A 17,675-nucleotide genomic window follows, 5' to 3' on the forward strand; every position below is an offset into this window, starting at 1 on the left:
CCCCCATGTCAGAACGTTTACAAAATGACGTGGATCCGATCGAAACTCGCGACTGGCTACAGGCGATCGAATCGGTCATCCGTGAAGAAGGTGTTGAGCGCGCTCAGTATCTGATTGACCAGCTCCTTTCAGAAGCCCGCAAAGGCGGTGTGAAAGTGGCAGCTGGCACAGGGGCGAGCAACTATGTAAACACTATTGCCGTTGAAGATGAACCGGAATACCCGGGCAATCTGGAACTGGAACGTCGTATTCGTTCAGCTATCCGCTGGAACGCAATCATGACGGTTCTGCGCGCGTCCAAAAAAGACCTCGAGCTGGGCGGCCACATGGCTTCCTTCCAGTCTTCTGCAACTGTTTACGAAGTGTGCTTCAACCACTTCTTCCGTGCCCGTAACGAGAAAGACGGCGGCGACCTGGTGTACTTCCAGGGCCATATCTCTCCGGGCATCTACGCACGTGCGTTCCTGGAAGGACGTCTGACTGAAGAGCAGATGAACAACTTCCGCCAGGAAGTTCACGGTAAAGGCCTCTCTTCTTACCCGCACCCGAAACTGATGCCGGAATTCTGGCAGTTCCCGACCGTATCCATGGGTCTGGGCCCGATTGGTGCGATCTATCAGGCGAAATTCCTGAAATATCTGGAACATCGCGGCCTGAAAGATACGTCTGAACAAACCGTTTACGCTTTCCTCGGCGACGGTGAGATGGATGAGCCGGAATCCAAAGGCGCCATCACCATCGCGACCCGTGAAAAACTGGACAACCTGTGCTTCATCATCAACTGTAACCTGCAGCGTCTTGATGGCCCGGTCACCGGTAACGGCAAAATCATCAACGAACTGGAAGGCATCTTTAGCGGTGCTGGCTGGAACGTGATCAAGGTGATGTGGGGTTCTCGTTGGGACGAGCTGCTGCGTAAAGATACCAGCGGTAAACTGATCCAGCTGATGAACGAAACCGTTGACGGCGACTACCAGACCTTTAAATCCAAAGATGGCGCGTACGTTCGCGAACACTTCTTCGGTAAATACCCGGAAACCGCAGCGCTGGTTGCAGACTGGACTGATGAGCAAATCTGGTCCCTGAACCGTGGCGGCCACGATCCGAAGAAAATCTACGCTGCACTGAAAAAAGCACGTGAAACCAAAGGTAAAGCGACTGTAATCCTGGCCCATACCATCAAAGGTTACGGCATGGGTGATACCGCAGAAGGTAAAAACATCGCTCACCAGGTGAAGAAAATGAACATGGACGGCGTGCGTTATATCCGCGACCGCTTCAATGTTCCGGTGACCGACGAGCAGGTAGAAAAACTCTCTTACATCACCTTCCCGGAAGGTTCAGAAGAGCACAAGTACCTGCACGAACGTCGCCAGGCGCTGAAAGGCTATCTGCCTTCTCGTCAGCCGAACTTCACCGAGAAGCTGGAACTGCCTGCGCTGTCTGACTTCTCCCAGTTGCTGGAAGAGCAGAATAAAGAGATCTCCACCACTATCGCTTTCGTTCGTGCCCTGAACGTAATGCTGAAGAACAAGTCGATCAAAGATCGTCTGGTTCCGATCATCGCCGATGAAGCGCGTACTTTCGGTATGGAAGGTCTGTTCCGTCAGATTGGTATTTACAGCCCGAACGGTCAGCAGTACACCCCGCAGGACCGTGAGCAGGTTGCTTACTACAAAGAAGACGAAAAAGGCCAGATCCTGCAGGAAGGGATCAACGAACTGGGTGCCGGCGCATCCTGGCTGGCGGCTGCGACCTCTTACAGCACCAACAACCTGCCGATGATCCCGTTCTACATTTACTACTCCATGTTCGGTTTCCAGCGTATCGGCGATCTGTGCTGGCAGGCAGGCGACCAGCAGGCTCGTGGCTTCCTGGTTGGCGGTACTTCTGGTCGTACAACGCTGAACGGCGAAGGTCTGCAGCACGAAGATGGCCACAGCCATATTCAGTCGCTGACCATCCCGAACTGTATCTCTTATGACCCGTCTTACGCATACGAAGTGGCTGTGATCATGCACGACGGCCTGGAGCGTATGTACGGTGAGAAACAAGAGAACGTTTACTACTACATCACCACGCTGAACGAAAACTACCACATGCCGGCCATGCCGGAAGGTGCTGAGGAAGGTATCCGTAAAGGTATCTATAAACTCGAAACCGTTGCCGGTAGCAAAGGTAAAGTTCAGCTGCTGGGCTCAGGTTCTATCCTGCGTCACGTTCGTGAAGCTGCGCAGATCCTGGCGAAAGATTACGGCGTGGGTTCTGACGTGTACAGCGTGACTTCCTTCACTGAACTGGCACGTGATGGCCAGGATTGTGAGCGCTGGAACATGCTGCATCCGCTGGAAACCCCGCGTGTACCGTACATCGCTCAGGTGATGAACGACGCACCGGCTGTGGCATCCACTGACTATATGAAACTGTTCGCTGAGCAGGTTCGTACTTATGTACCTGCTGATGATTACCGTGTACTGGGTACGGATGGCTTCGGTCGTTCCGACAGCCGTGAAAACCTGCGTCACCACTTCGAAGTTGATGCTTCTTACGTGGTTGTTGCAGCGCTGGGCGAACTGGCTAAACGTGGCGAAATCGACAAGAAAGTGGTGGCGGAAGCAATCACCAAGTTCAACATCGATGCAGATAAAGTTAACCCGCGTCTGGCATAAGAGGTAAAGAAATAATGGCTATCGAAATCAATGTACCGGACATCGGGGCTGATGAAGTTGAAATCACCGAGATCCTGGTCAAAGTAGGCGACAAAGTTGAAGCTGAACAGTCGCTGATCACCGTAGAAGGCGACAAAGCCTCTATGGAAGTTCCGTCTCCGCAGGCTGGCGTTGTTAAAGAGATCAAAGTCTCTGTTGGCGACAAAACCGAGACGGGCAAACTGATCATGATTTTCGATTCCGCCGAAGGTGCAGCAGCCGCTGCACCTGCTCCGGCAGAAGAGAAGAAAGAAGCCGCGCCTGCAGCAGCACCGGCCGCTGCAGCAGCCAAAGAAGTTAATGTCCCGGATATCGGCGGCGACGAAGTTGAAGTCACCGAGATCCTGGTCAAAGTCGGCGATACCGTGACTGCTGAGCAGTCACTGATCACCGTCGAAGGCGACAAAGCCTCTATGGAAGTCCCGGCGCCGTTTGCAGGCACCGTGAAAGAGATCAAAATCAACACCGGCGACAAAGTGTCCACCGGTTCGCTGATCATGATCTTCGAGGTTACTGGCGCCGCACCGGCTGCCGCTGCAGCACCGGCACAAGCGGCCGCTCCGGCTGCGGCAAGCGCACCGGCAGCAGCGTCTGGCCCGAAAGAAGTGAATGTACCGGACATCGGTGGCGACGAAGTTGAAGTGACCGAAGTGCTGGTAAAAGTGGGTGACAAAGTCTCCGCTGAACAGTCCCTGATCACCGTTGAAGGCGACAAAGCGTCAATGGAAGTTCCGGCACCGTTCGCCGGTACTGTGAAAGAGCTGAAAGTCAACGTGGGCGACAAAGTCTCCACCGGCTCGCTGATCATGGTATTTGAAGTGGAAGGCGCAGCGCCTGCCGCAGCTCCGGCTGCTGCACCTGCTGCCGCTGCTGCTCCGGCCCCGGCTGCTCAGGCGGAAAAACCGGCTGCGGCTCCGGCTAAAGCAGACGGTAAATCTGACTTCGCAGAAAACGACGCTTACGTCCACGCGACACCGCTGATCCGCCGCCTGGCGCGCGAGTTCGGTGTTAACCTGGCAAAAGTGAAAGGAACGGGCCGTAAAGGTCGTATCCTGCGCGAAGACGTTCAGGCTTATGTGAAAGACGCGGTGAAACGTGCTGAATCTGCACCTGCTGCTGGCGCAACAGGCGGCTCTCTGCCGGGTCTGCTGCCGTGGCCGAAAGTGGACTTCAGCAAGTTTGGCGAAATCGAAGAAGTGGAACTGGGCCGTATCCAGAAAATCTCTGGTGCTAACCTGAGCCGTAACTGGGTCATGATCCCGCACGTTACTCACTTCGACAAAACTGATATCACCGATCTGGAAGCGTTCCGTAAACAGCAGAACGCCGAAGCTGAGAAGCGCAAACTGGATGTGAAATTTACCCCGGTTGTCTTCATCATGAAAGCCGTTGCAGCCGCGCTGGAGCAGATGCCGCGCTTCAACAGTTCTCTGTCTGAAGATGGTCAGAAACTGACGCTGAAGAAATACATCAACATCGGTGTGGCGGTTGATACGCCGAACGGTCTGGTTGTTCCGGTCTTTAAAGACGTGAACAAGAAGAGCGTGACCGAGTTGTCCCGCGAACTGACGGTGATCTCTAAGAAAGCGCGTGACGGTAAACTGACCGCTGGCGAAATGCAGGGCGGGTGCTTCACCATCTCCAGCATCGGCGGCCTGGGTACCACCCACTTTGCGCCGATTGTTAACGCGCCGGAAGTGGCTATCCTGGGTGTCTCCAAGTCTGCAATGGAGCCGGTCTGGAACGGTAAAGAGTTCGTACCGCGTCTGATGATGCCGATTTCGCTCTCCTTCGACCACCGTGTGATTGACGGGGCTGATGGTGCGCGCTTTATTACCATCATCAACAACATGTTGTCTGACATCCGCCGTCTGGTGATGTAATCGAGAAAGCCGGCCTGACGGCCGGCTTTTTTCTGCTAATCTCATACTGCTTTTGGGGTTATCAGGGGCAAAGGACAAATCGTTTGCCGTTTGTTGTTTCAAAATTGTTAACATTTTTGTAAACTGCGGGCGGATAGAACGTCCCGGTGGATGAAGGGCGACATGAAGTACCCCTGACCGCCGGAAATCAATAAGAGGTCATGATGAGTACTGAAATCAAAACTCAGGTCGTGGTACTTGGGGCAGGCCCGGCAGGTTACTCTGCTGCCTTCCGTTGCGCTGATTTAGGTCTGGAAACCGTCATCGTTGAACGTTACAACACCCTCGGTGGTGTTTGTCTGAACGTGGGTTGTATCCCTTCTAAAGCGCTGCTGCACGTAGCGAAAGTTATCGAAGAAGCCAAAGCGCTGGCTGAACACGGTATCGTCTTCGGCGAGCCGAAAACCGATATCGACAAAATTCGTACCTGGAAAGAAAAAGTGATCACGCAGCTGACCGGTGGTCTGGCTGGTATGGCGAAAGGCCGTAAAGTGAAAGTGGTTAACGGTCTGGGTAAATTCACCGGGGCTAACACCCTGGAAGTGGAAGGCGAAAACGGCAAAACCGTGATCAACTTCGACAACGCGATTATCGCGGCGGGCTCCCGTCCAATCGAACTGCCATTCATTCCGCATGAAGATCCGCGCGTGTGGGACTCCACCGATGCGCTGGAACTGAAAGAAGTGCCGAAGCGCCTGCTGGTTATGGGTGGCGGTATCATCGGTCTGGAAATGGGTACCGTGTACCATGCGCTGGGTTCAGATATTGACGTGGTTGAAATGTTCGACCAGGTTATCCCGGCTGCTGACAAAGACATCGTTAAAGTCTTTACCAAACGCATCAGCAAGAAATTCAACCTGATGCTGGAAACCAAAGTGACTGCCGTTGAAGCGAAAGAAGACGGTATTTACGTTTCCATGGAAGGTAAAAAAGCCCCTGCCGAACCACAGCGTTACGACGCCGTGCTGGTGGCTATCGGCCGTGTGCCGAACGGTAAAAATCTTGATGCAGGCAAAGCCGGTGTCGAAGTGGACGACCGTGGCTTTATCCGCGTTGATAAACAGCTGCGCACCAACGTGCCGCACATCTTCGCTATCGGCGATATCGTCGGTCAGCCAATGCTGGCGCATAAAGGCGTGCATGAAGGCCACGTGGCCGCTGAAGTTATCGCCGGTAAGAAACACTACTTCGATCCGAAAGTGATCCCGTCTATCGCTTACACCGAGCCAGAAGTGGCATGGGTTGGCCTGACCGAGAAAGAAGCGAAAGAGAAAGGCATCAGCTATGAAACTGCCACCTTCCCGTGGGCTGCTTCTGGCCGTGCTATCGCTTCTGATTGCGCAGACGGTATGACCAAACTGATTTTCGACAAAGAGACGCACCGTGTCATTGGTGGCGCGATTGTCGGCACCAATGGCGGCGAGCTGTTGGGTGAAATCGGGCTGGCTATCGAAATGGGTTGCGATGCTGAAGATATCGCTCTGACTATCCACGCTCACCCGACACTGCACGAATCTGTCGGTCTGGCGGCGGAAGTGTTCGAAGGAAGCATTACTGACCTGCCGAACCCGAAAGCGAAGAAAAAATAAATTTTTCTTTTCGCTGAAACGCCTCTTCGGAGGCGTTTTTTTTGCCTCGTTTTCGTGATCTGCCAGTGATTCCCTCTGCCAGGGGCTCAATATTTCCGCCATTTTGCCGATATTACCTGCTGTCGACCATTCCCGGCGAGAGAAGGAGTTTTATCGTCATGATCAACGGCCTCAACCTGTCGTCGCTTTCCACCGCGGCGCGAGTGACTCCCACTGTAACAGTGAATACCCCGGCGCGAGCGGCTAAAAGCAACAGCGCTTCTGCGGGTTCCGCGGCATCGGCAAAAGTGATATTTGGTAGCCAGACGTCAGAAATCGCCGCCGTTTACAGCCTGTCGCCGAAAAAAATCAGCGCCAGCGTATCCCCGCAAAATAACCCGGCTATCCAACAGCTAATGCAGTCTGCCATGGGCAGCGGCTCGGTATCGGCATTGGGCAATCTTGGCAGTGCGCTGCTGGGTAACCTGAAAGAAGATCGTGCCGATTTCACCCAGGCGCTGACTGGCTTAGCGATGAACAGCAACGGCGGCAAAGCGTCTGCGGTCACGCTGGATATCGTCACCCAGTCGGGCTCGACTGTGCACCTGACCATGACCCAGCAAGAAGATGGCATGGCGGTAGAGGTCAAAACCGAGGGCAACAGTCTGAACGATGATGAAGCCGATGCGATTGCCAACCTCGGGGCTGCATTTCAGAAAACGTTAAACGGACTGGGCGCTGAGTCGCCAGAGCTGGACATAACCGGCTTAACGCAATTCGACAGTAGCGTGCTTAAGTCTGTGGATCTGAAAACGGATGCCCGTATTGGCAACGATTCTCAGCAATCGCTCAATTTTCATGCAGACAGCAAAGAGCGCTGGGTCGCCTATGAAGATCGCGACTTCTCGCTGAAGATGAGCAGCGATGTTTCTCATTCGGCGTTGTCCGGTAATTATGCCCAGCAGCAAAGTGCGCTGAATGCGTATGATGAGAAGTTTGATAAAGCACGTATCGCGGGGCATGGCGATCGCGAGCAAATGGCGGCGTTGAAGTCGGTGTTCCGCGCGCTGAATACCACAGCGGCCAACGATGAATCATTAAAAGTGGGTGTGGCGGATATTCGCGTAGGGGATAACGGCAAATCGCGGCTGAGCGGGCTGAATGACTTCTCCCTGACGCTGACGCAAACGGAGGAATCCATTAATCCGTCGCGGCAGGACGAGAAAGAACGTTTCGCGTACCAGGCTTCGCAGACCACTGAAGAGTCCGTGGCGAATGACGGTTCAAAAACCGTGAAGCAGACAGCGCGCAGCCATCTTAGTGCCGCCTGGCATGAAGCATTAGATCCGTCTATTCCGCTGGCGTTGAACGCCATGAAGTCGCCGCAGAACTACTATTATCACCTGCTGGAAAATGACGAAGAGAGTAGCACCACGCTCAATTACACAGGTCGTGGGCAACTGGCGAGCGTAGGTCAACACGAGCAGGTTAATAACCGCCACACCACGAAAAAATACGTGATGGGCGAAATGGTTGATCAAACCGTGGACCCGGAACAGTACACGCGTAATAACGTCGTTTCCCTGCTGCGAGCGGCGGCGCAATAGCGTCACCAAAACGGCCCTGAGGGGCCGTTTCTGGTTTTTCCCGGCGAGGAATCTCTTCCCTAAAACCCTTCTCCCACCTGCATTATTCCGCCTTTAACGATTCAGCTAATTTTTTATGTTGCTTTTTTGTAAACAGATTAACACCCCCCGGAAATCCTGCTATGCTGCCCGACGCGGTTCGCGGATTTACCCTACAAACTGCTGTCTCACAGGAGCGTGAAGAGAAACGCCTGCCGCATTATGACAATGAGAGCGAGGAGAACCGTCGTGCTAGAAGAATACCGTAAGCACGTAGCTGAACGTGCCGCTGAGGGGATTGCGCCAAAACCATTAGATGCAACCCAAATGGCAGGCCTTGTCGAGCTGCTGAAAAGCCCGCCTGCTGGCGAAGAAGAATTCCTGATTGATCTGCTGACCAACCGTGTCCCGCCGGGCGTTGATGAAGCCGCCTACGTAAAAGCGGGTTTCCTTGCTGCTATCGCCAAAGGCGAAGCGACCTCCCCACTGGTTACGCCTGAAAAAGCCATCGAATTGCTGGGCACCATGCAGGGTGGCTATAACATTCATCCGCTGATCGACGCACTGGATAATGACAAGCTCGCGCCCATTGCCGCTAAAGCGCTGTCACATACTCTGCTGATGTTTGATAACTTCTATGATGTGGAAGAGAAAGCGAAAGCAGGCAACGCTTACGCGAAGCAGGTGATGCAGTCCTGGGCTGATGCTGAGTGGTTCCTGAGCCGCCCGGCGCTGGCCGACAAAATCACTGTCACAGTGTTCAAAGTCACCGGTGAAACCAACACGGATGACCTCTCTCCGGCACCGGATGCATGGTCCCGCCCGGATATCCCGCTGCACGCACTGGCAATGCTGAAAAACGCGCGTGAAGGTATCGAACCGGATCAGCCGGGTGTGATTGGTCCAATTAAACAAATTGAAGCACTGGCGAAAAAAGGCTTTCCGCTGGCTTACGTCGGTGATGTGGTCGGTACCGGTTCTTCGCGTAAATCCGCGACCAACTCTGTGCTGTGGTTTATGGGCGATGACATTCCGAACGTGCCGAACAAGCGCGGCGGCGGTCTGGTGCTCGGCGGTAAAATTGCGCCCATCTTCTTTAACACAATGGAAGATGCGGGTGCGCTGCCAATCGAAGTGGATGTTAACAGCCTGAACATGGGCGACGTGATTGATGTTTATCCGTTCAAAGGCGAAGTCCGCAACCACGAAACCGGCGAACTGCTGGCGAATTTCGAGCTGAAAACTGATGTCCTGATCGACGAAGTGCGTGCCGGTGGCCGTATTCCGCTGATCATCGGTCGTGGGCTGACGACCAAAGCGCGCGAAGCGCTCGGTCTGCCGCACAGCGATGTGTTCCGTCAGGCGAAAGACGTAGCAGAAAGCAACCGTGGTTACTCGCTGGCGCAGAAAATGGTCGGTCGCGCTTGTGGCGTGGACGGTATCCGTCCTGGCGCTTACTGCGAACCGAAAATGACGTCTGTAGGTTCTCAGGACACCACCGGCCCAATGACCCGTGATGAACTGAAAGACCTGGCGTGCCTGGGCTTCTCTTCTGACCTGGTAATGCAGTCTTTCTGCCACACGGCGGCCTATCCGAAGCCAGTTGATGTGACCACGCACCACACGCTGCCGGACTTTATTATGAACCGTGGCGGGGTTTCCCTGCGTCCGGGCGATGGCGTTATCCACTCCTGGCTGAACCGCATGCTGCTGCCGGATACCGTGGGTACCGGTGGTGACTCGCATACCCGCTTCCCAATTGGCATCTCCTTCCCGGCAGGTTCCGGTCTGGTCGCGTTTGCTGCTGCGACGGGCGTAATGCCGCTGGATATGCCGGAATCGGTGCTGGTGCGCTTTAAAGGCAAAATGCAGCCGGGTATTACCCTGCGCGATCTGGTGCATGCCATTCCGTTGTATGCCATCAAACAGGGCCTGCTGACCGTTGAGAAGAAAGGGAAGAAAAACATTTTCTCTGGCCGCATTCTGGAAATCGAAGGTCTGCCGGATCTGAAAGTCGAGCAGGCGTTTGAGTTAACAGATGCCTCTGCAGAGCGTTCCGCTGCAGGTTGCACCATCAAGCTGAACAAAGAACCGATCATCGAGTACCTCAGCTCGAACATCGTGTTGCTGAAGTGGATGATCTCCGAAGGTTACGGCGATCGCCGTACGCTGGAGCGCCGCGTTCAGGGCATGGAGAAATGGCTGGCCGATCCGCAATTGCTGGAAGCTGACGCCGATGCAGAATACGCAGCTGTGATCGATATCGATCTGGCTGAAATCAAAGAGCCGATCCTCTGCGCGCCGAACGATCCGGACGATGCGCGTTTGCTCTCTGATGTGCAAGGCGCCAGCATCGATGAGGTCTTTATCGGCTCCTGTATGACCAACATTGGTCACTTCCGGGCGGCAGGTAAACTTCTGGATAGCCATAAAGGCCAGTTGCCGACCCGCCTGTGGGTTGCGCCGCCGACCCGTATGGATGCCGCGCAGTTGACGGAAGAAGGCTATTACAGCGTGTTCGGTAAGAGCGGTGCGCGTATTGAGATCCCGGGTTGTTCCCTGTGTATGGGTAACCAGGCGCGTGTGGCGGATGGTGCGACCGTAGTGTCCACTTCGACCCGTAACTTCCCGAACCGTTTAGGTACGGGTGCGAACGTCTATCTGGCCTCTGCGGAGCTGGCGGCGGTTGCCGCGCTGATTGGCAAACTGCCAACGCCGGAAGAGTATCTCACCTTTATGTCGCAGGTCGATAAAACGGCGCTGGATACTTACCGCTACCTCAACTTCGATCAGTTACAGCAGTACACCGATAAAGCCGACGGCGTGATTTTCCAGACCGCGGTCTAATCCTCTAAGCCACCTTTCGGGGTGGCTTTTTTTATTCTCTCTTCGCTGTATTAGTTCGCTGTACTTAGCGACGCTTCTCATGTGTCCCTTTTTTGACCGTATTCTGATGCCGTACATGGCGGGATGTTGCCCGGCGGGTAATTTCTGCGCGAACAGGCGACTCAGGCGGGGATATTTTTTGCGGCTTCCGGCGGACGCGCTGTTTTTCTTGTATTGTGCTGCGATAATTACAGCACAGGCGGTTTTTAAGCCAGCAAGAGGAAGCGATTATGGATTACGAATTTTTGCGTGATATCACCGGCATCGTCAAAGTACGAATGTCGATGGGCCACGAAGTCGTCGGGCATTGGTTCAATGAAGAAGTGAAAGAGAACCTGGCGTTGCTTGACGAAGTGGAGCAGGCCGCAAAAGCGGTAAAAGGCAGCGAGCGCTCATGGCAGCGTGCCGGCCATGAATACACGCTGTGGATGGATGGCGAAGAAGTCATGATACGCGCTAACCAGCTGGAGTTTTCCGGTGACGAAATCGAAGAGGGAATGAGCTATTACGATGAAGAGAGTCTGTCGCTGTGCGGCGTGGAAGATTTTCTGCAGGTTGTGGCTGCGTACCGGGCGTTTCTTAAACAGCGCTAGATGACGGAGCCTCCGTGCTCCGTCCGCGTTATACGGTGGGGATATTCCGGCCGTAATAGATTTCGCGCATCTCTTTCCAGAGTGCCTGAGTGATCTCTTTGCGTTCTTCCGCAGTTAAGTCTTCCGGTCTGGTGTGGAACATATAGTGCTTAAGGTCGAACTCTTTAAGCAACATCTTGGTATGGAAGATATTTTCCTGGTACACATTCACATCCACCATGTCGTACAGCGACTTCATATCCTCTGACATAAAGTTCTGAATCGAATTGATCTCATGATCGATGAAGTGCTTCATGCCGTTGACGTCACGGGTGAAGCCGCGCACACGGTAATCGACCGTGACGATATCCGACTCAAGCTGGTGGATCAGGTAATTCAGCGCGTTGAGTGGCGAGATAACACCGCAGGTAGACACTTCAATATCGGCACGGAAGGTGCACAAGCCGCCCTCCGGATGGCTCTCAGGATAGGTATGCACGCAAATATGGCTTTTATCGAGATGCGCGACGACGGCTTCTGGCAGTGGGCCAGGATGTTCCGTTTTGTCGATAAGTTGCGGATCCACGGGTTCTTCGCTCACCAGGATAGTGACGCTCGCGCCCTGCGGCTCGTAATCCTGACGGGCAATGTTCAGGATATTTGCGCCGATGATATTGCAGGTTTCCGTCAGGATCTCCGTCAGGCGATTGGCGTTATAGAGTTCATCAATATAGGCAATGTAGCCATCACGCTCTTCGGCGGTTTTGGCGTAGCAGATATCGTAAATACAAAAACTCAGGCTTTTCGTCAGGTTGTTAAAGCCATGCAGTTTCAGCTTTTTCAATTTTTATCACCTCCTTAGAAGGACAGGGCGTCTTGCAGATATTGCGGCAGGGCAAAAGCCGCGGTATGGATCGCCGGATTGTAGTAACGGCAGGTCAGCGCGGCGCTGTGGAAGCGGGCGGCAATGATCTCCGTTGAGAGGTGACGCAGCACGTCATTATCGGTTGCCCAGGCGAAAGTCATAATGCCGCCATAATAGGTTGGTACGGCGGCCTGATAGAAGCTGACATCGCCAAAGTAGTGGCTCAGCTTGCGGTGGCTGCCCACGGCTTCATCCTGTTGAAGAAAACTCACACCATTTTGCGCCACAAAAATGCCGCCGGGGTTAAGACAGCGCTTACAGCCTTCATAGAATTCAGAGGTGAACAGGCTCTCTCCTGGGCCGACAGGATCGGTACAATCGGAAATGATCACGTCGAAGGTTTGCTGGGTGTGGTTCACAAAATTGACGCCGTCGTCGATCACCAACTGAAAACGTGGATCGTCATAAGCGCCCGCGTTGTGCTTCGGCAAGTACTGACGGCAGAACGAAACTACGCCCGCGTCGATTTCCACCATAGTGATGGTTTCAATGTTTTTATGGCGGGTGACTTCACGCAGCATGGCGCCGTCACCGCCGCCAATGATCAGCACGTGTTTAGCATGGCCGTGAGCCAGCAGCGGAACGTGGGTCATCATCTCGTGATAGATAAATTCGTCGCGTTCGGTGGTTTGCACCACGCCATCCAGCGCCATTACGCGGCCAAAAGCGGCGTTCTCAAAGATGACCAGATCCTGATGGTCGGTTTTTTCGTGGTACAGCACTTTATCAACGGCAAAATACTGACCAAAGTGGTCATGCAGCGTCTCGTGCCACATCGTGTTGTCGGCCATGGCTTGCTCCTTTGTTAACACCCGCAAAAAACGAGCGCAACATAATAGCCAACTCTGGCCCGGCATGCACGGTCAGAATTTAATCATTATTCCGTAATACATTGCGCTGTAAGCCCGGTATTGACGTCGAACGCAACGTATTCAGGGATTATTTCACGTAGGCAAGAAGACTTAATGAGTCGCGCGCGAGGGCTTTACATTTTTTGGCGGTAGGAATACCAATGCCGCTCAGGTCGCGGTAACTATCTTCGCCCAGTGATTTCATATCCCAGGCATCATAGTTGCTAAGATCCCACTGGTTTTGCTGGGCAAAAAAGACCAGTGCGCGGCGGATCTGCCCGTTAGGTAAGTTGTTGTAACCGCAGTCGTTTTTCAGAAATACGAACACGGCTGTCAGATCGGCCATGTCTTCAGCTTCGGATTCACTCAGCGCGTAACTGTTAGCGGAGACAGCCAGTAAGCTGCCAATAATTACTGTTCTGAAAAACGTCTTCATTATTTCTACCACGGTGTAACGGAAATTAAACGTTAGCACAGTCCGCATAAGGCGACGATATTTATTATTGTCCGTTTTCTTGACCTTCCGCCAGGGGGAGGGTTTAAGCTCAATCTATCGCCTGCAATCGATAAGGAAATACTTATGCAACGTCGTGATTTTTTAAAATATTCTGCGGCCCTGGGCGTAATAAGCGCGCTGCCGCTGTGGAGCCGAACGCTGCTGGCCGCTGAACGCCCGGCGTTGCCGGTCCCGCCGTTACTCAGCGCCGATGCACAAAGCCGGATTCGATTGACTGTTCAGGCGGGGCAAACTCAGTTTGGCGGTAACGCAGCCACCACCTGGGGCTATAACGGCGCACTGCTTGGGCCTGCTATCCAGTTGCGCCAGGGGCAGAACGTTACCGTTGATATTCATAACACGCTGGCGGAAGAAACCACGGTGCACTGGCACGGCGTGGAGGTCGCTGGCGAAGTCGATGGCGGGCCGCAAGGGGTGATCAAACCCGGGGGCAAGCGCTCGGTCACGTTTACTCCAACCCAGCAAGCCGCCACCTGCTGGTTCCACCCGCATCAACACGGTAAAACGGGCCGTCAGGTCGCGATGGGGCTTGCTGGTCTGGTACTGATCGAAGACGACACACTGCGCCAGCTTCGCCTGCCTCAGCAGTGGGGTATTGATGATGTGCCCGTTATTGTGCAGGACAAAAAGTTTACTCCGCAGGGGCAAATTGATTACCAACTGGATGTGATGAGTGCGGCGGTTGGCTGGTTCGGCGATACTTTACTGGCGAATGGGGCGATCTATCCTCAGCATTCGGCGCCGCGTGGCTGGTTACGTCTGCGCTTACTCAATGGTTGTAACGCCCGTTCACTGAATTTTGCGGCCAGCGATCGCCGTCCGTTGTACGTGATCGCCAGCGACGGCGGGTTGTTAAGTGAGCCGGTAAAAGTGACAGAGCTGCCCGTGTTGATGGGCGAACGCTTTGAAGTGCTGGTGGATTTGAGTGACGGTAAGCCGTTTGATCTGATGACCCTGCCCGTGCAACAGATGGGCATGACTGTCGCACCCTTCGATCAACCGCACCCCGTGGTGCGCATTCAGCCGCTGCAGGTGACGGCGTCCGGTACCCTGCCAGATAAACTGGTGTCGCTGCCGGGCCTGCCAGCGCTGAATGGATTAACACAGCGTACTTTACAACTGTCGATGGATCCGATGCTTGACATGATGGGTATGCAGGCGTTGCAACAGAAGTATGGCGAGAAAGCCATGGCTGGAATGGCGATGCATCATGGCGAGATGAACCATGATCAGATGGCGAATATGCCAATGAATCATGGACAAGGGGGGCACGGGCAAATGAACCACGGCAGCGGTTTTGATTTCCACAATGCCAACCGTATCAACGGCAAAGCGTTTGATATGGCGAGCCCACAATTTGCCGCGCAAAAAGGGCAGTATGAGCGCTGGGTGATCTCCGGCGAAGGTGACATGATGCTGCATCCGTTTCATATTCACGGCACACAGTTCCGTATACTTTCGGAAAACGGTAAACCGCCTGCGACGCATCGCGCGGGCTGGAAAGATACGGTCAATGTGTCTGGGGCGCGCAGCGAAGTGTTAGTACGCTTCCAGCATGATGCGCCGAAAGAGTATGCCTACATGGCGCATTGTCATTTGCTGGAGCATGAAGACAGCGGGATGATGCTCGGATTTACGGTATAAAGACATTCCCCTCTCCCGTTTGGGAGAGGGGAATAAGGTGATTACTTCGCGTCATCCGGCAGTGCATAGGCCACAATGTAGTCGCCCATTTTGGTACCGAACGAACCGTGACCGCCTGCGGAAATGACCACATACTGCTTGCCATTCACTTCATAGGTCATCGGCGTTGCCTGGCCGCCTGCGGGCAACCGACCCTGCCACAGTTTCTCACCGTTGCTCATATCGTAAGCGCGCAGGTAGTTATCTGCGGTCGCGGCGATAAACAGGACGTTACCGGCTGTCGAAATCGGGCCGCCCAGCATCGGCATACCCATATTGAACGGCACTGGAACCGGCATCGGGAACGGCATGCTGTCCTGCGGTGTACCAATACGTTTTTTCCACACTACCTGATTGGTTTTCAGATCCAATGCGGAGATATAACCCCAGGCCGGTTGCTTACATGGCAGACCAAACGGCGACAGGAACGGGTTCAGCGTCACGCCAAAAGGCACGCCATACTGCGGCTGAATACCGGATTCTGTGCCTGTGCCTTTCGCATCTTTCGGTGGCTCCATCGGGTTACCCGGACCGCGTGGGATCAGTTTCGACACAAACGGCAGCGCCATTGGGTTAGCAATCGCCACCTGACGGTTTGGATCAACGGAGATACCACCCCATTCGAACATGCCCAGATTGCCCGGGAACACCAGCGTACCTTGTTCAGACGGTGGGGTGAAAATGCCTTCATAGCGCAGCTGATGAAACATTACGCGGCACACCAACTGATCGAACATAGTGGCGCCCCACATGTCCGCGCCGCTGAGGTTTTTCTTCGGACGGAAGCTCAAATCAGAGAACGGTTGAGTCGGCGTGACATAATCGCCTTTCGCTGCGCCCTGCGGAACCGGTTTTTCCGGTGCCGGAACCACCAGCTTACCGTTCGTGCGATCCAGCACGAAAATGTTACCCGTTTTTGCCGGGGCATAGATTACCGGAACGGTTTTGCCATTAACGGTAATGTCCGCCAGGGTCGGCTGCGACGGCATATCCATATCCCACAGATCGTGGTGTACCGTCTGGTAGCTCCATGCCAGTTTACCGGTTGTTGCATTCAGCGCGACGATCGAGCTGGCATAACGTTCCTGATCCGGTGTGCGTTTACCGCCCCAGATATCCGGCGTCGTCACGCCCATCGGCAAATAGACTAAATCCAGCTTCGCGTCATAGGCCGCAGGTGCCCAGGAGTTGGGCGAGTTAAAGGTAAAGGTATGCTGGTCAGACGGGATCGCGTTTGGATCTTTCGCGCCCGGATCAAAAGCCCACAGCAGTTTACCGGTATTCACGTCGAAGCCGCGGATCACGCCGGACGTTTCACGGGTAGAGAAGTTATCCGTTACCGAGCCGGCAATCACAATCGTTTTATCGGTGATGATAGGCGGAGAGGTCGGTTCATACAGACCCGGCGTTGTATCCGGCATATTGGTTTGCAGATTGAGAATGCCTTTATTGGCAAATGTTTCGCACAGCTGGCCATTGTCGGCATTAACGGCAAACAGGCGGCCATCGTTTACCGGCAGGATAATGCGGCGCGGGCAATCGGCTACCACATCCGGGCTGGCGTTATCGGCACGGGCTTCGTGGTAAGAGACACCACGGCATGTCACATGCTGGAACGACGGGTTGGAATTGAGTTGCGGATCAAAGTGCCATTTCTCTTTACCGGTGGCGGCATCCAGCGCGAACAGACGCTGGTGCGCCGTACACAGGAAAAGCGTGTCGCCCACTTTAATCGGCGTCACTTCGTTGGTGAGTTCGCCCGGATCATTCGGCAGCTTCACATCACCGGTACGGAACACCCAGGCCTCTTTCAGGTTGTGCACGTTTCCAGCATTAATCTGTTTCAACGGCGAATAGCGTTGGCCTTCCTGGTTACGACCATAAGCAGGCCAGTCGCTGTCTGCCACCGGGGAAATCGGCTGTGCGGGCGTGCTATCGGCGCTCAGTGTGCCATGGATCTCCTGCGGGTCATTGAAACCGGCCCAGGTGAGGATACCGCCGCTTATCAACAGCGCCACCACTAATGCCGCGACCGCGCCATTGGCAGGAACACTCAACCGACGCCAGACAAACGGCAGGATCAGCCAGATCCCGAAGAAGACCAGAATGTCGCTACGCGGCGTGAGTGCCCAGAAGTCGAAGCCGACTTCCCACACGCCCCATAACATCGTGACCAGCAGTAAGGCTGCGTACAGCCAGAGCGCGGCACGTTTCCGTTTCCAGAGTTGCCACGTTACGCCCAGCATCGCCAGGCCGGCGATCGGGTAATACCAGGAACCGCCAATCGCGACCAGCCAGACGCCGCCAATGAGAAGATATAACCCACAGAAGGCCGCAAATAACGCTGTCAGCGTCACCAGGAGCCGGGGTTGTTGATTTTTTGTTTCCGCCATAAAAAGACATCCATCGGTTTGTTAA

The 17,675-nt window shown here is 54.3% G+C and carries 11 protein-coding genes; 7 read left to right on the forward strand and 4 right to left on the reverse strand.

Annotated features, from left to right (window positions below; genetic code table 11):
* Window positions 1–5: 5 nt before the first annotated feature.
* The 6 genes from aceE to yacL all read left to right on the forward strand — a co-directional run bounded on the left by aceE (window position 6) and on the right by yacL (window position 11,302).
* Window positions 6–2,669 (forward strand): pyruvate dehydrogenase (acetyl-transferring), homodimeric type, encoded by a 2,664-nt coding sequence (gene aceE, locus RTX30_RS04705; RefSeq protein WP_312687318.1) that lies wholly within the window; start codon window positions 6–8, stop codon window positions 2,667–2,669.
* A gap of 14 nt (window positions 2,670–2,683) precedes the next feature.
* Window positions 2,684–4,591, forward strand: coding sequence for a pyruvate dehydrogenase complex dihydrolipoyllysine-residue acetyltransferase (aceF, locus tag RTX30_RS04710; protein ID WP_312687320.1), 1,908 nt, complete (start codon window positions 2,684–2,686; stop codon window positions 4,589–4,591).
* Window positions 4,592–4,794: 203 nt separating this feature from the next.
* Window positions 4,795–6,219 (forward strand): dihydrolipoyl dehydrogenase, encoded by a 1,425-nt coding sequence (gene lpdA, locus RTX30_RS04715; protein WP_312687473.1) that lies wholly within the window; start codon window positions 4,795–4,797, stop codon window positions 6,217–6,219.
* A 158-nt stretch (window positions 6,220–6,377) separates the two neighbouring features.
* Complete coding sequence (locus RTX30_RS04720) at window positions 6,378–7,805, forward strand: hypothetical protein (RefSeq protein ID WP_312687322.1); 1,428 nt, start codon at window positions 6,378–6,380, stop codon at window positions 7,803–7,805.
* Window positions 7,806–8,072: 267 nt separating this feature from the next.
* The gene (acnB, locus tag RTX30_RS04725) at window positions 8,073–10,670 is read left to right on the forward strand and encodes a bifunctional aconitate hydratase 2/2-methylisocitrate dehydratase (protein WP_312687324.1); all 2,598 of its coding nucleotides are present in this window, start codon (window positions 8,073–8,075) and stop codon (window positions 10,668–10,670) included.
* Window positions 10,671–10,939: 269 nt separating this feature from the next.
* A complete protein-coding gene (gene yacL, locus RTX30_RS04730) occupies window positions 10,940–11,302 on the forward strand; it encodes a protein YacL (protein WP_312687326.1) in 363 nt (120 codons plus the stop codon).
* A 28-nt stretch (window positions 11,303–11,330) separates the two neighbouring features.
* On the opposite strand, the gene speD is transcribed toward yacL, so the two are convergent.
* The 3 genes from speD to RTX30_RS04745 all read right to left on the reverse strand — a co-directional run bounded on the left by speD (window position 11,331) and on the right by RTX30_RS04745 (window position 13,493).
* Complete coding sequence (gene speD / locus RTX30_RS04735; protein WP_312687328.1) at window positions 11,331–12,125, reverse strand: adenosylmethionine decarboxylase; 795 nt, start codon at window positions 12,123–12,125, stop codon at window positions 11,331–11,333.
* Between the two features lie 14 nt (window positions 12,126–12,139).
* Window positions 12,140–12,997, reverse strand: coding sequence for a polyamine aminopropyltransferase (speE, locus tag RTX30_RS04740; protein WP_312687330.1), 858 nt, complete (start codon window positions 12,995–12,997; stop codon window positions 12,140–12,142).
* 148 nt (window positions 12,998–13,145) lie between these two features.
* Window positions 13,146–13,493 (reverse strand): YacC family pilotin-like protein, encoded by a 348-nt coding sequence (locus RTX30_RS04745; RefSeq protein ID WP_312687333.1) that lies wholly within the window; start codon window positions 13,491–13,493, stop codon window positions 13,146–13,148.
* 144 nt (window positions 13,494–13,637) lie between these two features.
* Here RTX30_RS04745 and cueO point away from each other — a divergent pair, with 144 nt between their 5' ends.
* The gene (cueO, locus tag RTX30_RS04750) at window positions 13,638–15,218 is read left to right on the forward strand and encodes a multicopper oxidase CueO (RefSeq protein ID WP_312687335.1); all 1,581 of its coding nucleotides are present in this window, start codon (window positions 13,638–13,640) and stop codon (window positions 15,216–15,218) included.
* Between the two features lie 41 nt (window positions 15,219–15,259).
* Here cueO and RTX30_RS04755 read toward each other — a convergent pair whose 3' ends face one another.
* Window positions 15,260–17,650, reverse strand: coding sequence for a glucose/quinate/shikimate family membrane-bound PQQ-dependent dehydrogenase (locus RTX30_RS04755; protein WP_312687336.1), 2,391 nt, complete (start codon window positions 17,648–17,650; stop codon window positions 15,260–15,262).
* Between the last annotated feature and the right edge of the window lie 25 nt (window positions 17,651–17,675).

The sequence above is a fragment of the Kosakonia sp. genome, from assembly GCF_032052965.1.
Classification (GTDB): domain Bacteria; phylum Pseudomonadota; class Gammaproteobacteria; order Enterobacterales; family Enterobacteriaceae; genus Kosakonia.

Bases quoted from the DNA above. Each gene is read 5' to 3' on its own strand.
- aceE (WP_312687318.1), top strand. From the start codon at position 6: ATGTCAGAACGTTTACAAAATGACGTGGATCCGATCGAAACTCGCGAC.
- aceF (WP_312687320.1), top strand. From the start codon at position 2,684: ATGGCTATCGAAATCAATGTACCGGACATCGGGGCTGATGAAGTTGAA.
- lpdA (WP_312687473.1), top strand. From the start codon at position 4,795: ATGAGTACTGAAATCAAAACTCAGGTCGTGGTACTTGGGGCAGGCCCG.
- RTX30_RS04720 (WP_312687322.1), top strand. From the start codon at position 6,378: ATGATCAACGGCCTCAACCTGTCGTCGCTTTCCACCGCGGCGCGAGTG.
- yacL (WP_312687326.1), top strand. From the start codon at position 10,940: ATGGATTACGAATTTTTGCGTGATATCACCGGCATCGTCAAAGTACGA.
- speE (WP_312687330.1), bottom strand. From the start codon at position 12,997: ATGGCCGACAACACGATGTGGCACGAGACGCTGCATGACCACTTTGGT.
- RTX30_RS04745 (WP_312687333.1), bottom strand. From the start codon at position 13,493: ATGAAGACGTTTTTCAGAACAGTAATTATTGGCAGCTTACTGGCTGTC.
- cueO (WP_312687335.1), top strand. From the start codon at position 13,638: ATGCAACGTCGTGATTTTTTAAAATATTCTGCGGCCCTGGGCGTAATA.
- RTX30_RS04755 (WP_312687336.1), bottom strand. From the start codon at position 17,650: ATGGCGGAAACAAAAAATCAACAACCCCGGCTCCTGGTGACGCTGACA.